The 22,711-nt window shown below is 33.5% G+C and carries 24 protein-coding genes; 7 read left to right on the top strand and 17 right to left on the bottom strand.

Going from position 1 to position 22,711, the window contains the following annotated elements; all coding sequences use genetic code 11:
- The first annotated feature begins 202 nt into the window (after nucleotides 1-202).
- The 3 genes from Q9Q97_RS17065 to Q9Q97_RS17055 are packed head-to-tail and all read left to right on the top strand — an operon-like array spanning nucleotide 203 to nucleotide 2,571.
- Nucleotides 203-817 (top strand): hypothetical protein, encoded by a 615-nt coding sequence (locus Q9Q97_RS17065; RefSeq protein WP_306159282.1) that lies wholly within the window; start codon nucleotides 203-205, stop codon nucleotides 815-817.
- Nucleotides 818-821: 4 nt separating this feature from the next.
- Entirely contained in the window at nucleotides 822-1,112 is a 291-nt protein-coding gene (locus Q9Q97_RS17060; RefSeq protein ID WP_198858408.1) for a transcriptional regulator, read from the top strand.
- Nucleotides 1,113-1,170: 58 nt separating this feature from the next.
- Nucleotides 1,171-2,571 (top strand): DUF4173 domain-containing protein, encoded by a 1,401-nt coding sequence (locus Q9Q97_RS17055; RefSeq protein WP_306159280.1) that lies wholly within the window; start codon nucleotides 1,171-1,173, stop codon nucleotides 2,569-2,571.
- Between the two features lie 41 nt (nucleotides 2,572-2,612).
- On the opposite strand, the gene rluF is transcribed toward Q9Q97_RS17055, so the two are convergent.
- From rluF to Q9Q97_RS17030, 5 genes are all read right to left on the bottom strand, one after another.
- On the bottom strand, nucleotides 2,613-3,446 hold the full coding sequence (rluF, locus tag Q9Q97_RS17050; protein ID WP_306159278.1) for a 23S rRNA pseudouridine(2604) synthase RluF: 834 nt from the start codon (nucleotides 3,444-3,446) through the stop codon (nucleotides 2,613-2,615).
- Between the two features lie 99 nt (nucleotides 3,447-3,545).
- Complete coding sequence (locus Q9Q97_RS17045) at nucleotides 3,546-3,890, bottom strand: antibiotic biosynthesis monooxygenase (RefSeq protein WP_306159276.1); 345 nt, start codon at nucleotides 3,888-3,890, stop codon at nucleotides 3,546-3,548.
- A gap of 78 nt (nucleotides 3,891-3,968) precedes the next feature.
- Entirely contained in the window at nucleotides 3,969-4,829 is an 861-nt protein-coding gene (locus tag Q9Q97_RS17040; protein WP_306159274.1) for an alpha/beta fold hydrolase, read from the bottom strand.
- 174 nt (nucleotides 4,830-5,003) lie between these two features.
- Nucleotides 5,004-5,783, bottom strand: a complete 780-nt coding sequence (locus tag Q9Q97_RS17035; RefSeq protein WP_091496387.1) for a zinc ribbon domain-containing protein — start codon at nucleotides 5,781-5,783, stop codon at nucleotides 5,004-5,006.
- 3 nt (nucleotides 5,784-5,786) lie between these two features.
- Complete coding sequence (locus Q9Q97_RS17030) at nucleotides 5,787-6,881, bottom strand: Nif3-like dinuclear metal center hexameric protein (RefSeq protein ID WP_306159272.1); 1,095 nt, start codon at nucleotides 6,879-6,881, stop codon at nucleotides 5,787-5,789.
- Nucleotides 6,882-7,081: 200 nt separating this feature from the next.
- On the opposite strand from Q9Q97_RS17030, the gene Q9Q97_RS17025 reads away from it, so the two are divergent.
- From Q9Q97_RS17025 to lpxK, 3 genes are read left to right on the top strand one after another with little or no spacing between them, the layout of a single operon-like run.
- Nucleotides 7,082-7,330: a DUF2683 family protein gene (locus Q9Q97_RS17025; RefSeq protein ID WP_306159270.1), complete on the top strand. Its 249-nt coding sequence runs from the start codon at nucleotides 7,082-7,084 to the stop codon at nucleotides 7,328-7,330.
- On the top strand, nucleotides 7,306-7,587 hold the full coding sequence (locus Q9Q97_RS17020; protein WP_306159268.1) for a Txe/YoeB family addiction module toxin: 282 nt from the start codon (nucleotides 7,306-7,308) through the stop codon (nucleotides 7,585-7,587). The genes Q9Q97_RS17025 and Q9Q97_RS17020 overlap by 25 nt, the downstream gene beginning before the upstream one ends.
- Nucleotides 7,588-7,592: 5 nt before the next feature.
- A complete protein-coding gene (gene lpxK, locus Q9Q97_RS17015) occupies nucleotides 7,593-8,606 on the top strand; it encodes a tetraacyldisaccharide 4'-kinase (RefSeq protein WP_306159266.1) in 1,014 nt (337 codons plus the stop codon).
- Between the two features lie 28 nt (nucleotides 8,607-8,634).
- On the opposite strand, the gene Q9Q97_RS17010 is transcribed toward lpxK, so the two are convergent.
- The 3 genes from Q9Q97_RS17010 to lipA all read right to left on the bottom strand — a co-directional run bounded on the left by Q9Q97_RS17010 (nucleotide 8,635) and on the right by lipA (nucleotide 12,771).
- Nucleotides 8,635-10,806, bottom strand: a complete 2,172-nt coding sequence (locus Q9Q97_RS17010; protein WP_306159264.1) for an ATP-binding protein — start codon at nucleotides 10,804-10,806, stop codon at nucleotides 8,635-8,637.
- A gap of 26 nt (nucleotides 10,807-10,832) precedes the next feature.
- Nucleotides 10,833-11,831: a type I glyceraldehyde-3-phosphate dehydrogenase gene (gene gap, locus Q9Q97_RS17005; protein WP_306159262.1), complete on the bottom strand. Its 999-nt coding sequence runs from the start codon at nucleotides 11,829-11,831 to the stop codon at nucleotides 10,833-10,835.
- Nucleotides 11,832-11,904: 73 nt separating this feature from the next.
- Entirely contained in the window at nucleotides 11,905-12,771 is an 867-nt protein-coding gene (lipA, locus tag Q9Q97_RS17000; protein ID WP_306159260.1) for a lipoyl synthase, read from the bottom strand.
- Between the two features lie 328 nt (nucleotides 12,772-13,099).
- On the opposite strand from lipA, the gene Q9Q97_RS16995 reads away from it, so the two are divergent.
- On the top strand, nucleotides 13,100-13,969 hold the full coding sequence (locus tag Q9Q97_RS16995; protein WP_306159258.1) for a M48 family metalloprotease: 870 nt from the start codon (nucleotides 13,100-13,102) through the stop codon (nucleotides 13,967-13,969).
- A 59-nt stretch (nucleotides 13,970-14,028) separates the two neighbouring features.
- Here the strand turns inward: Q9Q97_RS16995 and Q9Q97_RS16990 are convergent, their stop codons facing one another.
- The 9 genes from Q9Q97_RS16990 to Q9Q97_RS16950 form a co-directional block, all read right to left on the bottom strand.
- Nucleotides 14,029-14,409 (bottom strand): PH domain-containing protein, encoded by a 381-nt coding sequence (locus tag Q9Q97_RS16990; protein WP_008464535.1) that lies wholly within the window; start codon nucleotides 14,407-14,409, stop codon nucleotides 14,029-14,031.
- 130 nt (nucleotides 14,410-14,539) lie between these two features.
- Nucleotides 14,540-15,370 (bottom strand): energy transducer TonB, encoded by an 831-nt coding sequence (locus Q9Q97_RS16985; protein ID WP_306159256.1) that lies wholly within the window; start codon nucleotides 15,368-15,370, stop codon nucleotides 14,540-14,542.
- Nucleotides 15,371-15,527: 157 nt separating this feature from the next.
- Nucleotides 15,528-16,079 carry an RNA polymerase sigma factor gene (locus tag Q9Q97_RS16980; RefSeq protein ID WP_177212169.1) on the bottom strand — a complete coding sequence of 184 codons (552 nt, stop codon included), beginning with the start codon at nucleotides 16,077-16,079 and terminating at the stop codon, nucleotides 15,528-15,530.
- Complete coding sequence (locus Q9Q97_RS16975) at nucleotides 16,070-17,176, bottom strand: glycosyltransferase (protein ID WP_306159254.1); 1,107 nt, start codon at nucleotides 17,174-17,176, stop codon at nucleotides 16,070-16,072. Before Q9Q97_RS16975 ends, Q9Q97_RS16980 begins: the two co-directional genes overlap by 10 nt.
- Before the next feature lie 84 nt (nucleotides 17,177-17,260).
- Nucleotides 17,261-17,875: an FMN-binding negative transcriptional regulator gene (locus Q9Q97_RS16970; RefSeq protein ID WP_306159252.1), complete on the bottom strand. Its 615-nt coding sequence runs from the start codon at nucleotides 17,873-17,875 to the stop codon at nucleotides 17,261-17,263.
- Nucleotides 17,876-18,005: 130 nt separating this feature from the next.
- A complete protein-coding gene (murB, locus tag Q9Q97_RS16965; protein WP_306159250.1) occupies nucleotides 18,006-19,019 on the bottom strand; it encodes a UDP-N-acetylmuramate dehydrogenase in 1,014 nt (337 codons plus the stop codon).
- A gap of 201 nt (nucleotides 19,020-19,220) precedes the next feature.
- Nucleotides 19,221-20,267: a glycosyltransferase gene (locus Q9Q97_RS16960; RefSeq protein ID WP_306159248.1), complete on the bottom strand. Its 1,047-nt coding sequence runs from the start codon at nucleotides 20,265-20,267 to the stop codon at nucleotides 19,221-19,223.
- Nucleotides 20,268-20,340: 73 nt separating this feature from the next.
- Nucleotides 20,341-21,018: a DUF2461 domain-containing protein gene (locus Q9Q97_RS16955; protein ID WP_306159246.1), complete on the bottom strand. Its 678-nt coding sequence runs from the start codon at nucleotides 21,016-21,018 to the stop codon at nucleotides 20,341-20,343.
- Nucleotides 21,019-21,335: 317 nt separating this feature from the next.
- The gene (locus Q9Q97_RS16950; RefSeq protein WP_306159245.1) at nucleotides 21,336-22,415 is read right to left on the bottom strand and encodes a DNA replication/repair protein RecF; all 1,080 of its coding nucleotides are present in this window, start codon (nucleotides 22,413-22,415) and stop codon (nucleotides 21,336-21,338) included.
- Nucleotides 22,416-22,711: the final 296 nt, after the last annotated feature.

The raw sequence follows: 22,711 nt of genomic DNA, 5'->3' as shown, positions 1-22,711 counted from the left end.
ATCCCTCACGCGGTCAGACGTAGTATTCCTGCAAGGTTTCCAAAACCTTGTAGGTATATGTAAAGACTATCATGAAAAAATAGTTTGCTAAACTTTCAGACCTACAGGGTTTTGGAAACCTTGCAGGAATTAAAAATATTTTCACTTTTTTATTTGCCAATTCAAAATAAATAATAACTTTGTACTGCAAAGTACTTTAATTATGAATCAAAAGCACCAAGAAGATTTAGCACATATTCGTTCCATGATGGAGCGCTCTTCAAGATTTATATCATTAAGCGGACTTTCAGGAGTTTTCGCTGGTCTTTCGGCTTTAATTGGCGGAATCTATGTTTACCAGCTGTTCAAAGCAAACGGCATGGATTATCTAAACGATGAACATAGATTATACACAACCAATTTAGTTTCAGAATTATTCTGGATCGGAATCACAATTTTAGTATTTGCATTTGCATTTGGAATCTTTTTCACCATTAGAAAAAGCCGAAAATACAATCTGCCAATTTGGACTTCGGCAACAAAAAAAATGCTGTTCAATCTTGCAGTGCCGCTATTTACAGGTGGAATATTCTGTTTGGCAATGATGCACCACGGCTACTTTGGTTTAGTCGCGCCATCAACCTTAATATTTTACGGACTGGCGGTTTTAAACGCAGAAAAATATACATTTTCAGACATTAAATATCTTGGTTTTTCGGAACTGATTTTAGGATGTATTGCACTCTTTTATATAGGGTATGGATTAATTTTCTGGATTTTAGGATTCGGAATCCTGCATATCGTATATGGATTAGTGATGTTCAAAAAATACAAATAACCCAATGGGAATTATTGATAAACTAAATAAAGATTTTGAAAGCCGTGTTAGACTGGGCATTATGTCCGTTCTGATGGTTAACGACTGGGTAGATTTTACCGAGATGAAAGCGCTTTTAAACATCACCGATGGTAATTTAGCGAGTCATTCCTCAGCGCTTGAAAAAGCAGGTTATATAGAAGTAAAAAAAGAGTTTGTGGGCAAAAAGCCAAAAACATCTTACCAAGTTACCGATTTAGGGCGCGCTGCTTTTAAAGAGCATTTATCATATCTAGAAAAATTAATGAAATCTTAAAACTAAAATTTTTTATCTAAAAACTTTGAAATGCAAAGTACTTTTAAATTCTAAAATCATGAAAAAACATCAAATTATCTTTGCTTGTACAGCAGTTTTTATCCTGCTTTTTTACAACGAATCTGTTGGAATTAATCTTTCTATTTTTGGCGTTTTACTGACGCTTTTAATTAGTTATTTCTTCCAAGAAAAGTTTGTCGACCGATCGCATCTTGTTCTTGTAGTTACATCTATATTGTCTTGTTTCGCCTTTGCGTGGTACGGAGACGCAGCTTCATTCTTCGCTTTAGCATTATCAATACTGTTTTTGCAATTCAAAACACAAGATGGCGAACTCAAAACAATTCAGGTTTTTCCTTTAATAATCTTAAACGGATTTACTTCTATAGGGAGAATTTTCATGTTTAGCCAATGGCTTCCAGAGCGAAAAATCCATAATGATTTTGCTAAAAAACTAGTAGCCTTTGTTCTCATTCCAATAATCTTTCTCGGATTGTTTTTTATCGTTTATTCTTTCGGAAGCGATCATTTCTCTTCATTGTTTACCGATTATGAATTAGATATCAATATGCCGCAGCTAATCGCAATGTGCATTTTAGGTTTTTATATTTCGTTCAGTTTTTGGAATTATTGGGTTCCAGATGTCTGTTATCAATACAATCCAAAATTGAATAATGAATTCACTAATATTTCAGAAGTCAAAAATCAAAATACCTTTTCATTTTTAGATCTTGACTTCGAACGAAAAAGTGGCGAGATCACCTTGGTTCTTTTAAATATTATGCTTTTAGTTTTCATCGGAACGTATAATTATGAGCAGTTTTTTGAAATGAAAGACACAGCCGTAAAAATGTCAGAGTTAAGTGCTGCTACGCATGAAAGAGTAAATTCAGTTATTTTTTCAATTTTGATGGCTGTGGGTGTAATCTTATTTTATTTCAAAGGAGGGTTTAATTTCGATAAAAATGCCACTCTTCTTAAAACGCTGGCCAAAATCTGGATCTTTCTAAACGGAATTTTAATAGTAAGTACATTCGTAAAAAATTCAGAATATATTTCTTCTTTTGGTTTAACCTATAAACGTTTAGGAGTTTATGCTTTTCTAATTCTTTCGCTTATCGGGCTGGTTTATACTTTTTTAAAAATAAAGAAACAAAAAACAAATGCCTATTTAGTCAACCAAATGGTTTGGTATTTCTACGGAACGGTTCTTTTGTGCAGTTATGTAAATTGGGGAAATTTAGTGACTAATTATAATATTTCTGTAAACAAAGGTCTGGAGCCAACCTTTTTAAGCGGCTTGAATTTTAATGATGAAGCTCGAAGAGCATATTTTGTAAAGAATAATTTGAGTGGAGGATATAATGAAGAAATGAGAGAAAAATTAATTTCAAATTATCAGAACGAAAAATTTTTATCTAAAGCTTTGTATTATGAGTTTTTGGATAAAAAGAAATAGTCTTAAAGCAGAAATCCCATTCAAACGAATGGGATTTCTGCTTATTTATTATCCCCTCTTTTTTTAAATCGAGGATCATGTTTTGAAATAAATGCTTTTCTTCGAGTTGGAGTGGAAGCAGAAGTTGGAGCTTCAACTTTTGGAAAACTTGCTTCTTCCGTTTTACTAGAAGGCTCAATCAGCTGGTTCAGTTCTTTGATTTCATCGTCTGTTAATTCTCTGTAACGGCCAACAGGAACATCCAAAGAAATATTAATAATTCGGATACGTTTAAGCGCTGTAACTTCGTAACCCAAATATTCAGACATTCTTCTAATTTGGCGGTTTAATCCCTGCGTTAGAATAATTTTAAAAGTGAATTTGCTAATCTGTTCTACTTTACACTTTTTAGTAACCGTATCCAGAATCGGAACTCCATTTCCCATTCGCTGAATAAAACGCTCTGTGATTGGTTTGTTTACCGTAACGGTATATTCTTTTTCGTGATTGTTTCTTGCGCGAAGAATTTTGTTGACAATATCTCCGTCATTCGTCATAAAAATCAATCCTTCACTGGCTTTATCCAACCTTCCGATCGGGAAAATACGTTTAGGATAATTGATATAATCAACAATATTGTTTTTGACTTCAAGATTGGTAGTACATTCAATTCCGACAGGTTTATTGAATGCTAGATAAATCATTTTTTCGTTTTTTTCAACGATCAATTTACCGTTTATACGTACTTCATCATCTGGCGAAACTTTAGTTCCCATTTCGGCCGCAGCACCATTTATTGTCACTCGTCCTTCTTCAATCAATTTATCGGCTTCACGACGCGAGCAGTAACCCGTTTCTCCAATAAATTTATTAAGACGTTTTAAATTTTCTTCCATACTGCAAAAGTAGGGAAAATTTAAATTTTAGACTTGAGATTTTAGATTTTAGATTGCTCAAAAGCTTTGTCCCTTTGAACCTCTGAACCTTTGCATGTTTTAAGAATGATATTCCTTGCTGTCTTCAGGAGTTTCTTTGCGCTCAAACATTCCGTAATCGCGAACTACGGTTGCAATTCGCAAATGGTAATCTTTAAAAACTTCATTTCTGCCTTTTGCCTGCGCATGGCGATGCATTTCAAGATTTCGCCATTGCTGAATACTTTCTTCATCTCTCCAAAAAGAAAGAGATAAAATTTTCCCAGGATCAGCTAAACTCTGGAATCTTTCTATGGAAATAAATCCGTCGATATGACTCAACTCCGGTTTTAGACTGGCTGCAATATCCAGATATTCTTCTTTTTTCCCTTCGTTCGGAATGACTTCAAAAATTACGGCGATCATCTTTTGGAATTATGAATTATAAATTATGAGTTATAAGTTGAATTAAATGCAGAAAAACTTTGTGTCTTTGTCACTCTGTTACTTTGTCCCTTCAGAAAAAAGAAACTCAATCACTTTGTCATACAATTCGTCATCATGCATTCCGTGACCTAAACCACTTGTTTCTACAAACTGGCTGTTTTTCCAATTGCTGGCGATTTTTTGCCCTTCGGCGAAAGCCACAATTTTATCAGAAGTATCGTGAGCGATAAATCCAGATACATTAAATTGAGAAGCAAATTTCTGTCCTGAAAAATCTTCCAGTTTAAAATTGAATCGGTCCATGAATTTGCTTTCTAAAAGTGAAAACATTTTGGTGTTCAGACTCAACATGGAAACATAATTATCAATCAAAGTTTTTAATTCAGATGGAGCGCCTAAAATCACCATTTTATTGATGCTCGTATTCGGAAATAAATATTGATGATAAACGCAGGCAGCACCGCCAATAGAATGTCCGATGATGATTTCTGGCTGGTATTTTTCTACCGCTTTATTGATAAATTCGGCATAAAGAGGAACGTTGAATTCTTTTCCGCTGCTCTGCCCGTGTGCGGGAGCATCAAGCGCGATGATTGTGCTTCCTGATTTCTGCAGATGCGGTAAAGTTTTTTTCCAGCGTGACGAATTGCTTTCCCAGCCGTGAACTAAAAGAATTTTGGTTTCATTTCCTTTCCAGATATAGGTTTGAAAATGATGTTCATTATGATGGAAAATTTCTGTTTCGGTATTTTTTAAAACTTTAGGAAGTTTTTCTTTGTGCAATCTGCCAATTCGTGGCTGACTGAAAAGTGCATAAGAAAGTTCAACAGCTTTTTGCGGACGCACATAACTCAGAAAGTTAATATAAGTTCCAACAGATTTTAATGTAATGAAACGAATTCCTTTTTTAATTCCCAAAACGTAATTTTTTTAAAGATAAAAACTTGCTAAAAAAGTTAGCCACGAATTACACGAATTTACACTAATTTCTATTCCGATTAGAAATAAATTAAAAATTAGTGCAATTAGTGTAATTCGTGGCAAAAAAAATATTTTCAAAAAAAAATCCCGATTTTAATCGGGACTTGATATTTAGAATTTTGCGAACAATTGTTCCATTTTTTCTTTTTCTTCTTCAGCTAACTGAGTGTCAACTAAAATTCTTCCAGAGTGCTCATCAGTGATGATTTTCTTTCTTGAAGCAATTTCAACCTGAGTTTGTGGTGGAATTGTAAAGAAAGATCCAGCAGAAGCTCCTCTTTCGATAGAAACAACAGCTAAACCATTACGAACACTGCTTCTGATTCTGTTGTAAGCAGCCAATAATCTGTCTTCGATTTGTGCAGCATACTCAGCAGATTTCTCTGTTAAGAAAGTTTCTTCTTTCTGAGTTTCAGCCATAATAGCGTCCAATTCAGATTTTTTATGTTTTAAATGAGAGCTTTTAGCGTCAAGTTTTTCTTTTAAGTTAGAAATAACTTCTTTTTTGTGCTCGATAGAAGCTTTCATTTCTTTGATTTGCTTTTCAGCCAATTGAATTTCTAATTCTTGAAATTCAACTTCTTTTGTCAAAGAATTAAATTCTCTGTTGTTACGAACAGATTCTTGTTGTTTTGTGTACTTCTTGATAACCTCTTTATGCTCCTCAATAGCAATTTTCTTTGCTTTGATTTGCTCTTCAATCACTTCAAGTTCACCTTTCAGTTTCTCTGAACGAGTGCTCAAACCTGCAACTTCATCTTCCAAATCTTCAACCTCTAAAGGAAGTTCTCCTCTAACGTTTCTGATTTCGTCAATTCTAGAGTCAATAAGCTGTAAATCGTATATTGCTCTTAACTTGTCCTCAACACTTAATTCTTTCGTATTCGTCATATTCTATAAGTACTTAACTGGATTTGTATTTTCTTCCGATAAAATGATTGCAAAATTAAGAATTTTTTTTCGAAGATAATCAACAATATAATTTTTTGTATAGCGTTCGCTCTCAAAATGACCAATATCGGCCAAAAGTAGCTTATTTTCAGCTTCATAAAACTGGTGATACTTCAAATCGGCAGTCAAAAAAGCGTCGGCTCCAGCCTGAATTGCATTTTTTATAGCAAAACTTCCTGAACCGCCCAAAACGGCAACTTTTTTGATTTTTTTGCCTAAAAATTCAGAATGACGAATTCCGTCAGAAATCATTTTTTCTTTCACAAAATGAAGAAATTCTTTTTCATCCATTTCATTTTCAAATTCGCCAATCATTCCTAAACCAATATTTTGATGCACATTTTTCAAATCATAAATTTCATAAGCTACTTCTTCGTAAATATGATTGGCAAAAAGCGCTTTTAAAATTCGAGATTGAAGATGTTTTTCAAACACCACTTCGATCTTGATTTCTTCTCCTGTATGAAGTTTTCCTTTTTCGCCAATTACCGGATTGCTATCTTCATTTCCCTGAAAAGTAAAAAATCCCTGTGTATTAAAACTACAGTTGTCATAATTTCCAATAGTTCCGGCTCCAGCTTCAAACATTGCATTTCGAACTTTATCGGCATTGTCAGGAACTGTAAAAGTGACTAATTTTTGAATGAAATTATTTTTAGGAACTAAAACTTTAGTATTGATTAATCCTAAAGCATCGCAGAAAATTTTATTTACACCTTGCGAATGGTTATCAAGCGCGGTATGAACGGCATAAATAGCAATATCATTTTTTATTGCTTTTAGAATAGCGCGTTCCACATAATTTTTGCCCGTAATTTTTTTGATTCCAGAAAATAAAATAGGATGGAAGCAAACCACCAAATTGCAGTTTTTAGAAACGGCTTCGTCAATTACATTTTCCAAAGCGTCGTGACAAACCAAAACACCTGTGCTTTCAGTTTCAGAATTTCCTACTAAGAGCCCGACATTATCAAAATCTTCGGCATAAGCCAAAGGAGCCATTTCTTCAAGAACCGAGATAATTTCTTTTATTTTCATTTTTTTGTTTCAAGTTTAAGGTTTAACGTTTCAAGTCTTTATTAGAAAATTTAGAAACCTTGATAAGTTTAACAAAATAACGAATAATCAGGTCAATTTAAAATCCTAGATAGCGTTTTTATAGAATAACACGAGTAACATTGGTAACACAATGTTACTCGTGTTACTTTTCGTATATTTGTAGTTCTAAATTAAAAGTCATGGCTATAATAAAAATAAACGAACATACTAAGACAGGCAAAGCTTTTATGGCGATGTTTGAAGCTTTTTTTAAGGGAGTTGAGGGTATTGAAATTGTTGAAGACAATTATAATCAGGTTAATGAGGAAGAAGTTATTTATAGCGCTGAATTTGTTGAGAAAGTAAGAAAAGCAGAAGAAAATATTAAAAATGGCGAAACTACAACGCTGAATCCAGAGGATATATGGGGAAGTTTAGGGTTGAAGTAACTAAAATGGCAAACCAAGACATTGAGAAACATAAGAAATCAGGAAATAAAATCTCTATTAAAAATATTGCCAAAATTTTAATAGATCTTACAGAAACCCCATATGAAGGTTTTGGAAGTCCCGAGCCTTTAAAATATGAGTATTCAGGATTATGGTCGAGACGCATTAATCAAAAAGACCGGCTAATTTATCGTGTAGATGATGAAGTCGTAACGGTATTTGTGATTTCTGCAATGGGTCATTATTCAGACAAATAACATTTATGAAATTACTCCGCTACATACTTTTCCCTTTCGCCGTTTTATACGGTTTCATTACTTCAATTCGTAATATTCTTTTTGATAAAGGAATTTTAAAATCAACTTCATTTGATCTTCCAGTTATTGCAGTTGGAAATCTTAGCGTGGGCGGAACTGGAAAAACGCCACAAATAGAATACTTGATTCGATTATTATCTGATAAATATAAAATTGCCACTTTAAGCCGAGGTTACAAAAGAAAATCTGAAGGTTTTGTTCTGGCTGATGAAAATTCGAATGCCGAAATTCTAGGTGATGAACCCTTTCAATTTTATCAAAAATTCCCAAATATAATGGTGGCAGTTGATGCTAATCGTACAAACGGAATTCAGCAATTGCTTTCGCAAAATGAAAAACCTGAAATTATTTTGCTTGATGATGCCTACCAGCACAGAAAAGTAAAGGCAGGTTTTTATATTTTATTGACTTCTTATGGGGATTTATATGCAGATGATTTTATGCTGCCAACGGGAAATTTACGTGAAAGTAGGAGTGGGGCAGAAAGAGCAAATATTGTAGTTGTCACCAAATGCCCTAAAATTTTAACCGAAGAAGAACAAGCTGAAATTAAATCAAAATTGAAGTTGAAAGCTGCACAACAGGTCTTTTTTACTTTTATAGATTATGATTTGGTTGTTTTCGGCAAAAACGAAAAAATTGCAGTGAGCGAAATCAAATCAGAATCAAAACTCCTTTTGGCTGGAATTGCAAAACCAAAGCCATTTTTTGATTATTTAAAGAATGAAAGCGACGAATGTCTGACTTTTCCAGACCATCATCATTTTTCTGATGCAGATTTGGATGCCATTCGAAATAAAGCAAACGGAAGAAAAATAATTACTACAGAAAAAGATTATGTGCGCTTAAAAGATTCCGAGTTGGTGGATCAATTGTATTATCTGCCCATAAAAAGCTCTTTTATCAATCATCAGCAAGACTTTGACGCAACGATTTTAGAATACGTAAAGAAAACTTAGAGCCTTAGTATCTCAGCATCTTAGAAGCTTAGTTGAAAAACTTCGCAATAGTAGTGTAGAAATCGTCTGGAACAAAAGGTTTTGTAATCACATCGTCCATTCCGAAAGATAAAAGCATGTCTCGGTTTTCGTCAAGCGAAATAGCTGTCAAAGCAATAATTGGAGTCGCTTTATCAAATTCACGAATCAATTTAGTGGCTGTTGTTCCGTTAATTCCTGGAAGATGAACATCCATTAAAATCATATCGAATCGCTTGATTTTCAAAAGTTCGACAGCATCTTCTCCATTATCAACAATCTCGCACGTAATGTTTTTGTTTTCCAACATTTTACGAGTAATCATCTGATTGATTTTGTTGTCCTCAATCAATAAAATAGATTTGTTTTTCAATTGGTTGTCGTTATATGGTTTTACTTCTTCGATTACTTCCAATGGTTCGTTGTTAATTTTGAAATTTAACTTGAAGGTAAATGTAGAACCTTTACCCACTTCACTTTTTAATTTTATTTCGCCTCCTAAAAGTTCGATCAATTTTTTTACAATAGTCAAACCAAGGCCAGTTCCACCGTATTTTCTATTTACTTCGATAGAACCTTGAGAAAAGCTTTCAAAAACAGATTGCAGTTTGTCTTCTGGTATTCCAATTCCAGTATCAACAATTTCAAAATATATCGTAGCTTCTTCACCTTCTTGTGAATACAATTTTGCAATCACATTTACATGTCCGTTCTGAGTAAATTTTAAAGCATTGTTGATTAAGTTCAGTATAATCTGAGACAGTTTTGTTGGATCTCCAATTAAATTATCAGGAATCGCTTTGTCTATTTCTAAGTTGAAGTAGTTTTTGTTGGCGGTTGCCAATTCTTTTAATGAACTTTGAATATTAAAAAGCAGTTCTTTCAAATTAAAGCTGATATTTTCAACTTCAACTTTAGTCGAATCTATTTTATTAATTTCTAAAATTTCATTGATAAAAGTAGTTAAATAGTTACCGGAGAATTTCAGTGACTCTAAATATTTCAATTGCTTTTTCTTCGGCTTATCTTCGAGAAGGATATGGGTAATTCCGTTAATCGCATTCAACGGTGTCCGGAGTTCATGGCTCACAGTCGACAAAAATTCAGATCGTGCTTTAGATGCTTTTTCTGCTTTATTTTTAGCCAAAATCAATTCTTTATTTTTTTCCCGAAGCAGTAAATTATTCTGGTTTCTAATAATATTGTTTTTGTATAAAGCCAAACTCAACAGCGATAAAATCGAAATTAAAGCAATTGCTAAAATACTCACTAACTTAGAATAGCGATAGGTTTTGAGCTGAAATTTCTCTTCGTTTTCTTTTTTAATAGTATTATTTAAAGATTGATTTTTTTTGAATTTTTCGAATTCGTCCAAATCAACTTTATCATTTTTTAATTTTAAAAGATAATTTTCCAGCTGATAATGTTCGTCTAAATAAGAATACGCCAGATCATAATTTTTGTTTTGTTTGTAGTATTGGCTTATCGCTAAAACGATTTTCGATTTCTTTGGAAGATCATTGATTTTAGAATTGTATTCTAAAGCTTTGTCAAAATAGATAATAGCAGAATCATTTCTTTTAAGCTGTCCTTCAATCAAGCCAAGCTGATAATAGGCATCTACTTTGGTTTTTGTGATTGTAGGATTATCAGGTTTTTTTGTTATTGCTTTGAAGGTTTTTGCTGCTAATTTGAGATCTTTATTAGACTTAAAAGCCAAAGCTTTCTGGTAATCTAAAACTTCCGCATTATCATTGATATTCAGCTCCTTTAATAAATCCTTCGCTTTGGTGTAGTAAACGGTTGCTGTTTTGTAGTCGCCTTTAGCAGTATTCGTTACGCCAATATAATGCAAGGCTAAAGCTTTTGTACAGCTGGGTTTTATGGTGTCGAATAAAGAAACTGTTTTGTGGAAGTTTTTTAAAGCATCTTCAAACTTTCCCTGATTGTAATAAATTTTACCAAGCTTAAAAGTCTGATTGGCCAGATTTTCTTTTTTGCCATTTTCTTCGCAAAAATTAATCGACTTTTCGGTGTAATATACCGCCTGATTGAACTTTTTATTGTTAAGGTTTAAATTGGCAAGCTTGTTATAATAGCTCACGCTATCCGTATTCTTTTTAGCTTGAGAATACAAAAACGAGTTAAAAAAACAAACAACAATAAAAAGATAGTATTTCATGTATGGCAATGCATTTACAATGAACCTTATTTTTCTCTTATTAGTAAAATTAAATCGATCAATCTTGATGAATAGCCAATTTCGTTATCGTACCAGCCTACCACTTTTACCATTTTATCGATAACTGAAGTTAGCTGAGCATCAAATAAACAAGAATGTGTGTTGCCAATTACATCAACCGAAACAATCGGATCTTCGGTATAATCTAATATTCCTTTTAAATTTGTTTTTGAGGCTTGTTCGAATGCTTTATTTATTTCTTCAATGCTTACAGCACGTTTTACATTGAAGGTTATGTCTGTTAATGAACCGTCTGGAACTGGGACTCTTATGCCACAGCCACCCATTTTATTGTGCAATTTAGGAAAAATTTTTGTTAATGCCTTAGCTGCGCCAGTAGTTGTTGGAACAATTGACTGGCTGGCACCTCTCGCACGGCGTAAATCCTTATGTGGCTGGTCATGAAGACTTTGGTCTGTCGTGAAAGAATGTATAGTTGTAATGTAAGCCTGCTCAATTCCGCACAATTCTTCGATTATTTTAATCATCGGAGCGGCGTTATTTGTCGTACAGCTTGCATTCGAAACGATGTCTTCAGTACCGTCCAAAATATGTTCGTTTACACCAAGAACTACTGTTTTTATAGTGTCAACTTCAGATGGAGCCGAAAGAATTACTTTTTTTGCTCCAGCTTCTAAATGCGCATTTAATTCTTCATGAGTCTTGTACTTTCCTGTCGATTCGATTACGATATCAATCGAATGCGATTTCCAGTCTATGTTTGAAATGTTTTTTTCGTGAAAAAAGAAAAAATGCTTTCCGTCTACAATAATACTATTTTCGTCATGACTTACTTGCGCAGGCAAAACACCGTGAATACTGTCATATTTTATTAAATGAGACATGGTTTTGTTATCTGCAATGTCATTTATAGCAACGACTTCAATTTCAGGGTGATTTAAAAGCAATCGGAATAAATTTCGTCCAATTCTTCCAAATCCATTAATAGCAATTCTTGTTTTCAATTTTTTCTTTATTCGTTGAACTGTTTAATCGTTTAATCGGTTTTACAATTAAACGATCAAACAATTAAACTTTTTATAAAATATGTTTTTGTGCTTTGTAAGATGAACGAACAAGAGGTCCGCTTTCTACGTGTCTAAAGCCTAATTCAAGACCAAATTTTTCATATCTGGCAAATTGTTCAGGCGTGATAAATTCTTTTACAGGAAGATGTTTTTTACTTGGCTGCAAATATTGCCCAATTGTAACCACGTCAACATTTGCATTTCTTAAATCGGTCATAGTTTGGAAAACTTCTTCTTCAGTTTCTCCAAGCCCAAGCATAATTCCAGATTTTGTTCTGTTAATTCCCTTTTCCTTTAAATAACGAAGCACTTCTAAACTTCTGTCATATTTAGCTTGAATACGAACTTCACGAGTCAAACGTCGTACGGTTTCCATATTATGAGAAACCACTTCAGGATTTGCTTCTACAATACGATCTAAATTTCTTTCAATTCCTTGAAAGTCTGGGATCAAAGTTTCTAGAGTAGTTTGAGGATTCATTCTTCTAATAGCTCTCACGGTTTCCATCCAAATAATAGAGCCACCGTCTTTAATATCGTCTCTGTCAACACTTGTAATAACAGCATGTTTGATATTCATGATTTTAATAGAACGAGCTACTTTTTCAGGTTCGTCCCAATCTACCGTTTCTGGTCTTCCGGTTTTAACACCGCAGAAACCGCAAGAACGGGTACAAACGTTTCCTAAAATCATAAAAGTCGCTGTTCCTTCACCCCAGCACTCTCCCATATTTGGGCAGCTTCCAGAGGTACAAATGGTATTTAAACTATATTTATCAACTAAACCTCTAAGTTCAGTATATTTTTGTCCGATAGGTAATTTTACTTTTAACCACTTTGGTTTTGTGGCAGGTATATTTTCAGCGACTGTTTCCATATATCAATGTTCAAAGTACAAAGATACGGAATGTTGTTTATTTGAAGATTTGTTTAAGGTTTAATTTAGCAATTAGATGCTAAAAATGAGTAGATGTGCGCTTTAATTATGTGTAATAAAACAGTTAAATGTTTGTGTTAAAATCATTATTTGTTGCTGTATAAGTGTTTTTCTTTTTGTGAATATTTATTTTGAGCATAATTATAGCAACGGGTTGTGTTTTAGTACTTTAAAATTTATACCTTTAAATGTTAAAAAAACTAGATTTCTCATAGATATAAGAAGATGTTTTTGTAGTATATTTGTTATTAAATTAATAAAAGTAAAAATGAAAAAGAAATTTATTGTATTAGGAGTTTTATTGGCAGTTTTTGGTTCTACCAAAACAAATGCACAAATTAATTTTGGAGATAAAGCAATTGGAGCAGTTCAGAAGGGGGTTAGCGGTTTTACTTTTAGTAATGCCGATGCGGCAAAACTATCTAAAGAAGCGGTTGATAAATTAGATGCAGAGCACGAAATTGCAGGACCGACTGATGGTTATGCAATACGATTAAACCGTGTTTTTGGGAAACATGCATCTGGAGACGGATTTACTTTAAATTATAAAGTGTATAAATTGAAAGAAGTAAATGCTTTTGCAACAGCAGATGGAAGCGTTCGAGTATATTCTGGATTAATGGATATCATGGATGATAACGAATTAATTGCTGTAATCGGTCACGAGATTGGACACGTAGCCAATAACGATTCTAGAGACGCTATTCGTGCGGCTTACCAGAAAGAAGCTTTAATGGACGGAGTAGCTTCTCAATCGGCGACTGTGGCAACAGTTACAGACAGCCAGCTTGGAAAAATCGGAAGCGCAATTATTGACAGTAAATATAGCCGTAAACAAGAATCGGAAGCCGATTTGTTTGCTTACAATTTCATGAAGAAAAACGGCTATGATGTGAATGCTGAAGAATCTGCTTTTAGAATTTTAGCCAAAATGAGCGAAGGATCTGAAGCTTCATTTATTGACCAAATGATGAGTTCTCACCCTGATTCTAAGAAAAGGGCAGATGATGCGAAAAAAAGAGCAGAAAAAGATGGTTTGTATAAACCGTATGTGCAGCAGAAAATTGTAAATACTGTTCCTGTAACTACAACTAAAAAAGCTACAACTACAAAGAAAACAACAACAAAAAAGAAATAAAAGTTGTTTCTTAAAATTATAAACCCCGTCAGATTTTATGATTTGACGGGGTTGTTTTTTTATCCTAAAACATGAAAGGCAAGAATCTTTTGCACTTCATAAACATTAACCGATTTGTTGAATTGTTTTACAATGCTTGGCTGTTGTTCGCTAGAAATCCAGATTTTTAATTCAGCATCCAGATCGAAAGTTCCAGCAGTTTCTACACTGAATCTTGTAATGTTTTTGTAGGCAATAGATTTGTATTCTGTTTTGCTTCCTGTAATTCCTTGCACATCAACTAAGATTAATCTTTTGTTAGTAAAAATGAAAGTATCGCGAATAAGTTTAAAACCCATTTCGATTTCTTCATTTGCTGTCAAAAGCTGTCCGTATTTTTTAATTAAATCTTCCTGACTTACAGAACCTGCATTGCCAAGAATAGCTGAAAATATTCCCATTATTTTGTTTTTAATTCGTTAAAATAAAATCCGTTTTTGAAGTAGTAAATGTAGTAGATTTTTGAATTAAAAATAAACAAAAAAGCAGAACCTAAAGTTCTGCTTTTTCACTTTTCAAAATATCTATTTTTTATTCAACCTCTGTTTTAATTGTAATCGGAAGATTGTATGCTGTTCTTACAGCTTGTCCGTTAAGAATTCCAGGAGTCCATTTTGTTTTTAATGATTTTAAAACTCTAACAGCTTCTTTTCCCATTCCGAAACCAGGATCATTTTTAACCATAATGTCAGTAAGCGATCCATCTTTTTCAACTACAAACGAAACATACACTCTTAATGTTTTTTCTGCATCAAGCTCTGGTCTGCGGAAATTGTTTCCCACATATTTGTAAAACTGAGCAATTCCGCCTGGAAATTCTGGAAGTTTATCCAAAACTGCAACAGAAACAGGATCGTTAGTTGGTGGTGCAACCGAAGCAGTGTCTCCATTTCCTCCTCCGCCTCCAGTTGTAGGCAAAGTATTGGTTGCCGTTCCTGTTCCAGTGGTGTTTTCTACAACTGGACCATTGTCAACATTTGGTGCAATTTCTTGAACCGCATCTTGTGTTCTAGTTACTACAGGATTCGTTAATTGAACTGCATCTGTTTGACTTGCGGCAGTTTGTTCTACTACCGGTGCTGGTGGCGCTGGTGGCGGTGGCACAACAGTAGGGTCAATGTTTACAATCGTTGGCGGTTCGTAAATCATTGGCTCTGGCTCAGGTTCAATTACTGACGAATTAAATTTGCTAATAAGTGCAGATGCACTTCCTATAGCTGTTAATAACAATAAACCCATAAAGAGAGCTGTTACAGAATTTTTAGAATTCTCTTGACGTAATTGGTATGCGCCGTACTCTTTGTTTTTGTTCTCGAAAACAAGATCGGTCCACTTGTTTTCATAAATACTTAATTTAGACATAATTTTTGGGTTTTAAGGTTAAGTAACTTTAAATCATACGCAGAAAAGGTTTAGGTTTGAGCTAACAACGTAAAAGTTGTAGTTTTAGTGTTGTGGAAATCTATTTATTTTAAGAATAAAAGTGATAATAATTTATTCTTTATTTAAAGATAATAAATTATCTGTTACGTTCGATAATTTCTGCCAATAATTTTTTAGCACGTAAAAGCTTTACTTTAACGCTGCTTAAAGGCTCATCAATCTTAGCCGCAATTTCCTGATAAGACATTTCTTGAAAATAACGAAGCTGAATTACTTCTTGGTAGTGGGGTTTGAGTTCTTTGATGCATAAGAGCAGACGAGAAAGATTCTGTTCTTTAATTAAAGCATCTTCTGCAGATGGAGTAGGGTCAGCAATGTTGTATGCCTGCTGGTCTTCGTTGTCTGTGATTTCTATAAAAAGATTGGTTTTCTTTTTTCGAAGTAAATCAATATAGACATTTTTTGCAATCGCTATGAGCCAGGTATTAAACTGAAATTCTGGATTATAAGAGGCTATTTTGTCAAAAGCTTTAGAGAAAGTTTCAATGGTAATATCTTCTGCCGTGGTTTCATTTTCGGTACGTTTGAGCATAAAAGCATACACCTCATTCCAATAATGATCTAATAAAAAAGTAAAGGCGATCTGATCGCCTTTTTTTGCTTTTTCTATTTTAGAATTTATTTCCAATATACCGGTTTTGAAAAGATATTAGTTATAAAGATATTAATTTGCGTTAATATAAGCGCTATCTCAACAACTGGAAACCAAATTTTAATATCTTTTTCTTTTAATTTTCCTGCCGAACATCCAATTACTGTCCATACAACAGTATAGCGTGTTGCTAAAATGGCTAATACCGCAATCCATTGAAATTGGAATGCTAATAAAATAATAACTAATAAAAAGAAAAATAATTGTGAAAGGAAGAATAATCCTAACTGCATTTTGTCAAAAAACTTGTAATGCTCTGCAGTCGAAATGTGTCTTCTTTTCTGAGTAAACCATTCTTTGTAAGTTGTTTTAGGTTTTGAATACGTAAAACTTTCTGGTGTATAAGAGATGGTAGTATTTTCTTTATTCGCAGCCTGATTAATAAACAAATCGTCATCGCCAGAGCGAATCTGAATGTGATCAATAAAGCCGTTTACATTAAAAAACTCTTCTTTTTTATAGGCAAGATTTCTGCCGACTCCCATATATGGAAGTCCCATTTTTGCCCATGAAAAATATTGCATTGCAGTAAGGACAGTTTCAAAGCGAATAACTTTGTTTAGAAATGAACGCTCTACTTTTTCGTAACCTCCATAGCCCAAAACGATTGTTTTGTTCATAGTAAATTGCGAAGTCATCGATGTAATCCAGTCTTTCGAATTTGGAAAACAGTCAGCATCTGTAAATAATAAATAATCTTTCTTTGCGGCTTTTATTCCAAGCGTTAAAGCGTATTTTTTATTTCCCCAAAAAGCTTCATTATTCTCCACTTTTACCAAACGGATATTAGAAAATTCTTTTTCAAATTCTTCAAAAACTTCAAGAGTTTCATCGCTAGAAGCGTCGTCAATTAAAACAATTTCAAAATCAGGGTAATCTTGCTGTGCCAAAAGCGGAATGAATTTTTTAACATTCTCTTCTTCATTTTTTGCGCATACAATTACAGAAACAGGAAGATTTTTAGGTTTTACATGCTGCGGTTTGGCAAAAGCAAATTTTCCAAAAATTCCGAGATAATAAAAAAGTTGAACTACAACAATAGCAATAAAAAAGTAAAATATGTATATAAGCATCTGATTTATTAGGTTCTATTAATTTCACGTTCTGCGACTGCAAATGTACTTATCAATTCGCTAAATTCAATAGCCAAAACCGATTTACTTTCGGCATTTTGACATTTCTTTTGCAACAGCAATAGACTGAGGGTTTTCGGTTTTTTCTAGTTCCGAAATTATGTTTGTATAATTATGATCGTCGCGGTTTTGCGAAAGTTTTTTGGTTGCCTGAATTTCTTCAATTTCAATTTCAAAACCAAAGATTCCGCGCGCTTCACGCATTGTTTTTTGAGATAAATCTTCAACACGAACTGGTTTTGCAGAATTTACTTCATACTTATCTACAAGCTTTTTCAGTTGCTCTACAGAAGTTTCGTAATCTACGATCTTGATTTTTCCGTAAACATGTACGGCTATATAATTCCACGTTGGAACATTTTCATGATCGTACCAAGAAGAAGAAATATAACTGTGCGGACCCGTAAAAACAGCCAAAACCTGATCGTTTTCTTTAAAACCTTCAGCCTGCGGATTCAGTTTTGAAATATGTCCTTGCAGAACTTCTTTTCCATCAGCATTCAATTCCAATTCTATCGGAATATGTGTAGCGGTCAATTTCCCGTTTGTCTGATTTATCAAGATTCCAAAACTATTTTCTTTCAAAAAAGCTCTAATTTCTTCCTGATTTTCGTTTTTGTATAAGTCTGGAGTGTACATATTCTTGTTGTTTATGCAATTTGTCACATTGAGCGATGCCGAGTCTTCAAGAAAAATGTTTTTCATTAGGCTTCGACTCCGCTCAGCCTGACAAAAAAGTTAATTCGTGAAAATTAGTGAAATTCGTGTTTTAAATTACATTCACTTCCGCTTCAATTTGGATCCCAAATTTTTCAAAAACCGTTTTCTGCACTTCTTTCGAAACAGCCAAAATTTCTTGACCTGTTGCGTTTCCGTAATTTACCAAAACTAACGCTTGATTTTTATGAACTCCAGCATCGCCAAAACGTTTTCCTTTAAAACCAGCTTGTTCAATTAGCCAGCCTGCAGGAACTTTAACTTCAGTTTCAGAAACTTCATAAAACTTCATTTCTGGGAATTTTTGATGGATTTTCTCAAAATCAGATTTTGCTATAATCGGATTTTTGAAGAAGCTTCCGCTGTTTCCTAATTCTTTCGGATCGGGTAATTTACTTTGTCTAATGGCAATTACAGCATTGCTGACATCTTTTAAAGTTGGTTCTGTAATATTGTTTTTAGCCAATTCTGCCAAAATATCTCCGTAAGAAGTATTGATTTTGTGATTGCGTTTGGTTAGTTTAAAAATGACCGAAGTAATAATATATTGGTCTTTTACTTCGTGTTTGAAAATGCTTTCGCGGTAGCCAAAATTACATGCTGCATTATCGAAAGTTTTCATTTCTTGAGTGGCAATATTCATCGCTTCGCAAGAAACAAAGGTGTCTTTAATCTCAGTTCCGTAAGCGCCGATGTTCTGAACTGGAGTTGTGCCAACATTTCCAGGAATAAGCGACATGTTTTCTAAGCCTCCAAAATTATTTTCAATGGTCCAAAGAACAAAATCATGCCAAGTTTCTCCCGCCTGACTTTCGACCCAAACAAAATCGTCGTCTTCTTTTATGATTTTTTTACCTTTTAAATCGATATGAATAACCAGCGCCTCAATGTCTTTGGTTAAAAGCATATTGCTTCCACCACCCAAAATAAATTTTTTCTCGTTTTTGTTTTCTTGTAAAACTGTCTTTAGTTCAGCAATAGAATGAACGGCAACGAATTGTTTTGCATTGGCTTCAATGCCGAAAGTATTATATTTTTTTAAAGAAAAATTGGATTGGATTTCCATAAATAAAAGGCTTTTTAATATAGTTCAAAAGTATGAATTATAATTTTTGGTTTGACTGGAAAGAACACAAAGTTTAATTTTAACGCAAAGCACGCAAAGATTTTTATTTTAGTTTGTGCTTATAGAAAGGTAAGTTCGCAAAGCTTTATGGAAAATTGCTTAGCGAACCTTGCGTAAATCTTTGTGTGCTTTGCGGTTAAATTATTTTCGCATAGTCAATAACTCATGATATTTCTCTGAGATAACCTTCATATTAATATCATAATTAGCATTTTCCTCCACAAATTTTCTATTTCGAATAATGGCTTCATTTCGTAAATCTGGATTTTCAAAAGACCAGATCAATTCTTTCGCTAACATTTGGATATTGTCAATTTCAATCAACTGTCCGTTTTCACGATGTGTAATCCAGCTTTGATTTCCTGGAATGTCAGAAACTATAGGGAAGCAATTAGAAGCCATTGCTTCAAATAAAGATGCAGAAACGCCTTCTGTAATTGGCATACTGATATAAATGTTCGATTGTTGCAATAATTTTGGGAGTTCTGTGTTCGGAATTCTTCCTGTAAAAATTACTTTGTTTTCGATTTGAAGTTCTTTAGCTAAATCTTTTAAAAACTGCAATCTTGTTCCGTCGCCGACAATTGTCAGTGAGAAATCAATTCCTTTCTGATTTAAAATTCCTAAAGATTTTAAAATAGAATCATGTCGGTATTCTGGTTGAAGCGAACGCGTTACTATCGCTTCAATTTTATTTGAATTATTAGTCGAAGGACTAAAAAGTGATAGATCAATTCCTTTAGGGAGAACCAAAACTTTATTCATATCTACACCCGTTGCCTTCATATGAATTGCCATTACTGGACCCCAAGCATGAATTAAATGTGCTTTTTTGAAGGCGTATTTCTGAATAAATTTTTTAAATGGGTATAAAAGAGAACTTTCTGGCCATAAATCGGTTCGGCCTTGCTGTGCGATGGCAATGGTTTTAGATCCTGATATTGCTGCAAGAAAACCGTAACTGGTCGTTCTTTCTGCAATTACCATATCTGGCTTTTCTTTTTTAATGATTTTTCGAATAGAAAGAGGAGCAGAGAAATACTCTAAAATACGCTTCAATCTATGATTATTTGAAGTTTGAAGTTCCCAAGTTCTGATTTCAAAATCGCCAAATTCCTTTAGACCTTTCATCCAAGTTATAGCATCGGCGCGGTAAGATTCTCCAAGAAAAAGTATTTTCCTTTTCATTATAAAAGTTTTTCGCTGCGAATTCACGAATTAATTTTGAATAATTCGTGAATTCGTGGCGTTTTTTTTTTCTCTAAAATTCGTCAGTTTCCAAAGCGCGGTTGATGAATTCGTTTAATGGTTTCAACGCGATTAGCTTTTTACTCATTTTAGAAACGAAATCTTTCTGGGTAACTTCAGAAATATCATAAGGCTGAGTTGCTGTAAAGCTTTTTAATTTCAAAAACTCAATTGCCGGATGGTCTTTTTCGTAACCGCGCGGCATGCTTTTAAGCGAATTGTTTTCGTTTATGTCTAAACTTCCAAATTCTTTTTTGAAGTTTTTATCGTTTAAGATTTCCTGTAAATCGTCATAGAAAAAAGCAATTTCTTTACGGACTTTCTTTAAATCTTCCGCTTCAGGCGAATAGAATCCGCCAGCAATAAAACTCGCGCCTTTTTCGATGTGAACGTAATAACCAGAACGATTTGCGCCTTTTGCACCCGCTGACATCCAAACGCCCAAATGTGCCTTATAAGGTGATTTGTCTTTAGAAAAACGGATATCGCGATTAATTCTGAAAGTACAGTTTTTAACTTCGAGCAATTCCAATGAAGGATCAAGCGGTTTCATAACATCAAGAAAGTTAGAAACCAATTGATGGTAATCTTTCTTAAAAACTTCGTATCGTTTTTTATTTTCTTGAAACCATTCTCGATTGTTGTTCTTTTTTAAATCGTCTAAAAATTGCAATGATTCTTTGGTTAGCATATACTTTTTATATATTATTTATTGCAGTTAATGTTTTTGCTAATTTACTGATTTCTTAAAAGAAAGTTTGCCACGAATTGTTTTTTGCCACGAATTTCACAAATTACACAAATTTGCGCAAATTAATTTCTAACCAGTGTATCTTCAGATTTCATAGATGCGCACAGATTTTTAATCATTACAATCCTCTATTCTGAGCCAAAAAATAATTTGTGAAAATTTGTGTAATTTGTGGTAAAACCTCTCAATCTGTGGCTAAAATAAAATGCGTAAAGTTAATTAGCGAAAATTCGTGTAATTCGTGGCAAACAAAAACTTTATAGATTAAATATCTTATAACTCTGGTGCGTCGATTTTACAATCGCTTCGGTTCTTTCAGGATGAGTGTCAGAAATAAAAAGTTGTCCGAACGTTTCGCTGTTTACCATTTCTATGATTTTGGCAACACGTGTTTCGTCCAGTTTGTCAAAAATATCATCAAACAGAAGAATTGGTTTTACGCCGCTCTGTTTTTTGAGGAATTCAAATTGAGCCAATTTTAAAGCAATCAGGAAAGATTTCTGCTGCCCCTGAGATCCGAATTTTTTTATCGGATGCGAATCAATTTCAAAAGATAAATCGTCTTTATGAATTCCGACCGTTGTATAATGAAGTACGCGATCTTTGTTTATACTTTCCTGTAAAAGTGTCAAAAGATCTTTTTCGAACAAATGACTTTCATAAACCAGCTGCACACTTTCTTCAGAACCTGTTATTTCGTGATGATGTTTATTAAATATAGGTATAAACTGCTCGAGGAAATCTTTTCGCTTTTCAAAAATCGATTTTCCGTAACCTTGCAATTGCTCATTATATATAGATAAGGTGTCGTTGTCAAAAACATGGTTCAGAGCAAAATATTTTAAAAGGGCATTTCGCTGTGTAATTACCTTTTGGTATTGTATTAATTCGTGCAGATAAGTGGCGTCTAACTGCGAAATCACACTATCCATAAATTTACGGCGTGTTTCACTGCCTTCAATAATCAAATCGCGATCTGCCGGCGAAATAATAACTAGCGGAATAAATCCGATATGATCTGAGAATTTATCGTAAGGTTTTCCGTTTCGTTTTAAAACTTTTTTCTGGCCTTTTTTTAAACTGCAAACAATCTGCTCGGTTCTCTCATTTTTTTCTAGTTCGGCATCAATCACAAAAAACTCTTCGCCGTGTTTGATGTTTTGAACAGCAAGAGGATTAAAATAACTTTTTCCATAAGCCAAATGGTAAATGGCATCAAGCACATTGGTTTTTCCAATGCCATTTTTACCCACAAAACAGTTGATTTTGATGTCGAAATCAAAATTTGCTTCAGAAAAGTTTTTGTAATTAAATAAAGAGATTTTGTTTAAATGCATTTTTGAAAGAAAGCACAAAGGTACAAAAAGGAAGATTCTTAAAGAAGTTTAATAGTTTTAGAAATTCAATTCAAAATCTTCCGTTTCTTACATACAAAAAGAGGATTGTAATTTAGTGCTACAATTATCCCAAAAGTGCTGTTGTAAATGGGTATGCCGTGGTTTTGAGTTGATTTGTTTTTTACGCTTTCGCGGAAGCAAAAAAGCAATTGCAAAATATTTCTTTTAAAATAGTGATAAAATTGAAATTTTTTACGTCAATTTCAATAAAAATTTTATTTTTGCCGTTCACTAAA

This window comes from Flavobacterium sp. DG2-3, from assembly GCF_030730925.1.
In the GTDB taxonomy this organism is placed as follows: Bacteria; Bacteroidota; Bacteroidia; order Flavobacteriales; family Flavobacteriaceae; genus Flavobacterium.
This window is presented reverse-complemented; position numbering and strand designations above follow the sequence as displayed.

Bases quoted from the DNA above. Each gene is read 5' to 3' on its own strand.
- Q9Q97_RS16950 (WP_306159245.1), bottom strand. From the start codon at position 22,415: ATGCATTTAAACAAAATCTCTTTATTTAATTACAAAAACTTTTCTGAA.
- Q9Q97_RS16985 (WP_306159256.1), bottom strand. From the start codon at position 15,370: ATGTCTAAATTAAGTATTTATGAAAACAAGTGGACCGATCTTGTTTTC.
- Q9Q97_RS17030 (WP_306159272.1), bottom strand. From the start codon at position 6,881: ATGAAAATAAAAGAAATTATCTCGGTTCTTGAAGAAATGGCTCCTTTG.
- Q9Q97_RS17025 (WP_306159270.1), top strand. From the start codon at position 7,082: ATGGCTATAATAAAAATAAACGAACATACTAAGACAGGCAAAGCTTTT.
- Q9Q97_RS17065 (WP_306159282.1), top strand. From the start codon at position 203: ATGAATCAAAAGCACCAAGAAGATTTAGCACATATTCGTTCCATGATG.
- Q9Q97_RS17060 (WP_198858408.1), top strand. From the start codon at position 822: ATGGGAATTATTGATAAACTAAATAAAGATTTTGAAAGCCGTGTTAGA.
- Q9Q97_RS16955 (WP_306159246.1), bottom strand. From the start codon at position 21,018: ATGCTAACCAAAGAATCATTGCAATTTTTAGACGATTTAAAAAAGAAC.
- Q9Q97_RS16975 (WP_306159254.1), bottom strand. From the start codon at position 17,176: ATGCTTATATACATATTTTACTTTTTTATTGCTATTGTTGTAGTTCAA.
- Q9Q97_RS17020 (WP_306159268.1), top strand. From the start codon at position 7,306: ATGGGGAAGTTTAGGGTTGAAGTAACTAAAATGGCAAACCAAGACATT.
- lipA (WP_306159260.1), bottom strand. From the start codon at position 12,771: ATGGAAACAGTCGCTGAAAATATACCTGCCACAAAACCAAAGTGGTTA.
- Q9Q97_RS16995 (WP_306159258.1), top strand. From the start codon at position 13,100: ATGAAAAAGAAATTTATTGTATTAGGAGTTTTATTGGCAGTTTTTGGT.
- Q9Q97_RS16970 (WP_306159252.1), bottom strand. From the start codon at position 17,875: ATGTACACTCCAGACTTATACAAAAACGAAAATCAGGAAGAAATTAGA.
- lpxK (WP_306159266.1), top strand. From the start codon at position 7,593: ATGAAATTACTCCGCTACATACTTTTCCCTTTCGCCGTTTTATACGGT.
- Q9Q97_RS16990 (WP_008464535.1), bottom strand. From the start codon at position 14,409: ATGGGAATATTTTCAGCTATTCTTGGCAATGCAGGTTCTGTAAGTCAG.
- rluF (WP_306159278.1), bottom strand. From the start codon at position 3,446: ATGGAAGAAAATTTAAAACGTCTTAATAAATTTATTGGAGAAACGGGT.
- Q9Q97_RS17035 (WP_091496387.1), bottom strand. From the start codon at position 5,783: ATGACGAATACGAAAGAATTAAGTGTTGAGGACAAGTTAAGAGCAATA.
- Q9Q97_RS16960 (WP_306159248.1), bottom strand. From the start codon at position 20,267: ATGAAAAGGAAAATACTTTTTCTTGGAGAATCTTACCGCGCCGATGCT.
- murB (WP_306159250.1), bottom strand. From the start codon at position 19,019: ATGGAAATCCAATCCAATTTTTCTTTAAAAAAATATAATACTTTCGGC.
- Q9Q97_RS17055 (WP_306159280.1), top strand. From the start codon at position 1,171: ATGAAAAAACATCAAATTATCTTTGCTTGTACAGCAGTTTTTATCCTG.
- Q9Q97_RS17010 (WP_306159264.1), bottom strand. From the start codon at position 10,806: ATGAAATACTATCTTTTTATTGTTGTTTGTTTTTTTAACTCGTTTTTG.
- Q9Q97_RS17045 (WP_306159276.1), bottom strand. From the start codon at position 3,890: ATGATCGCCGTAATTTTTGAAGTCATTCCGAACGAAGGGAAAAAAGAA.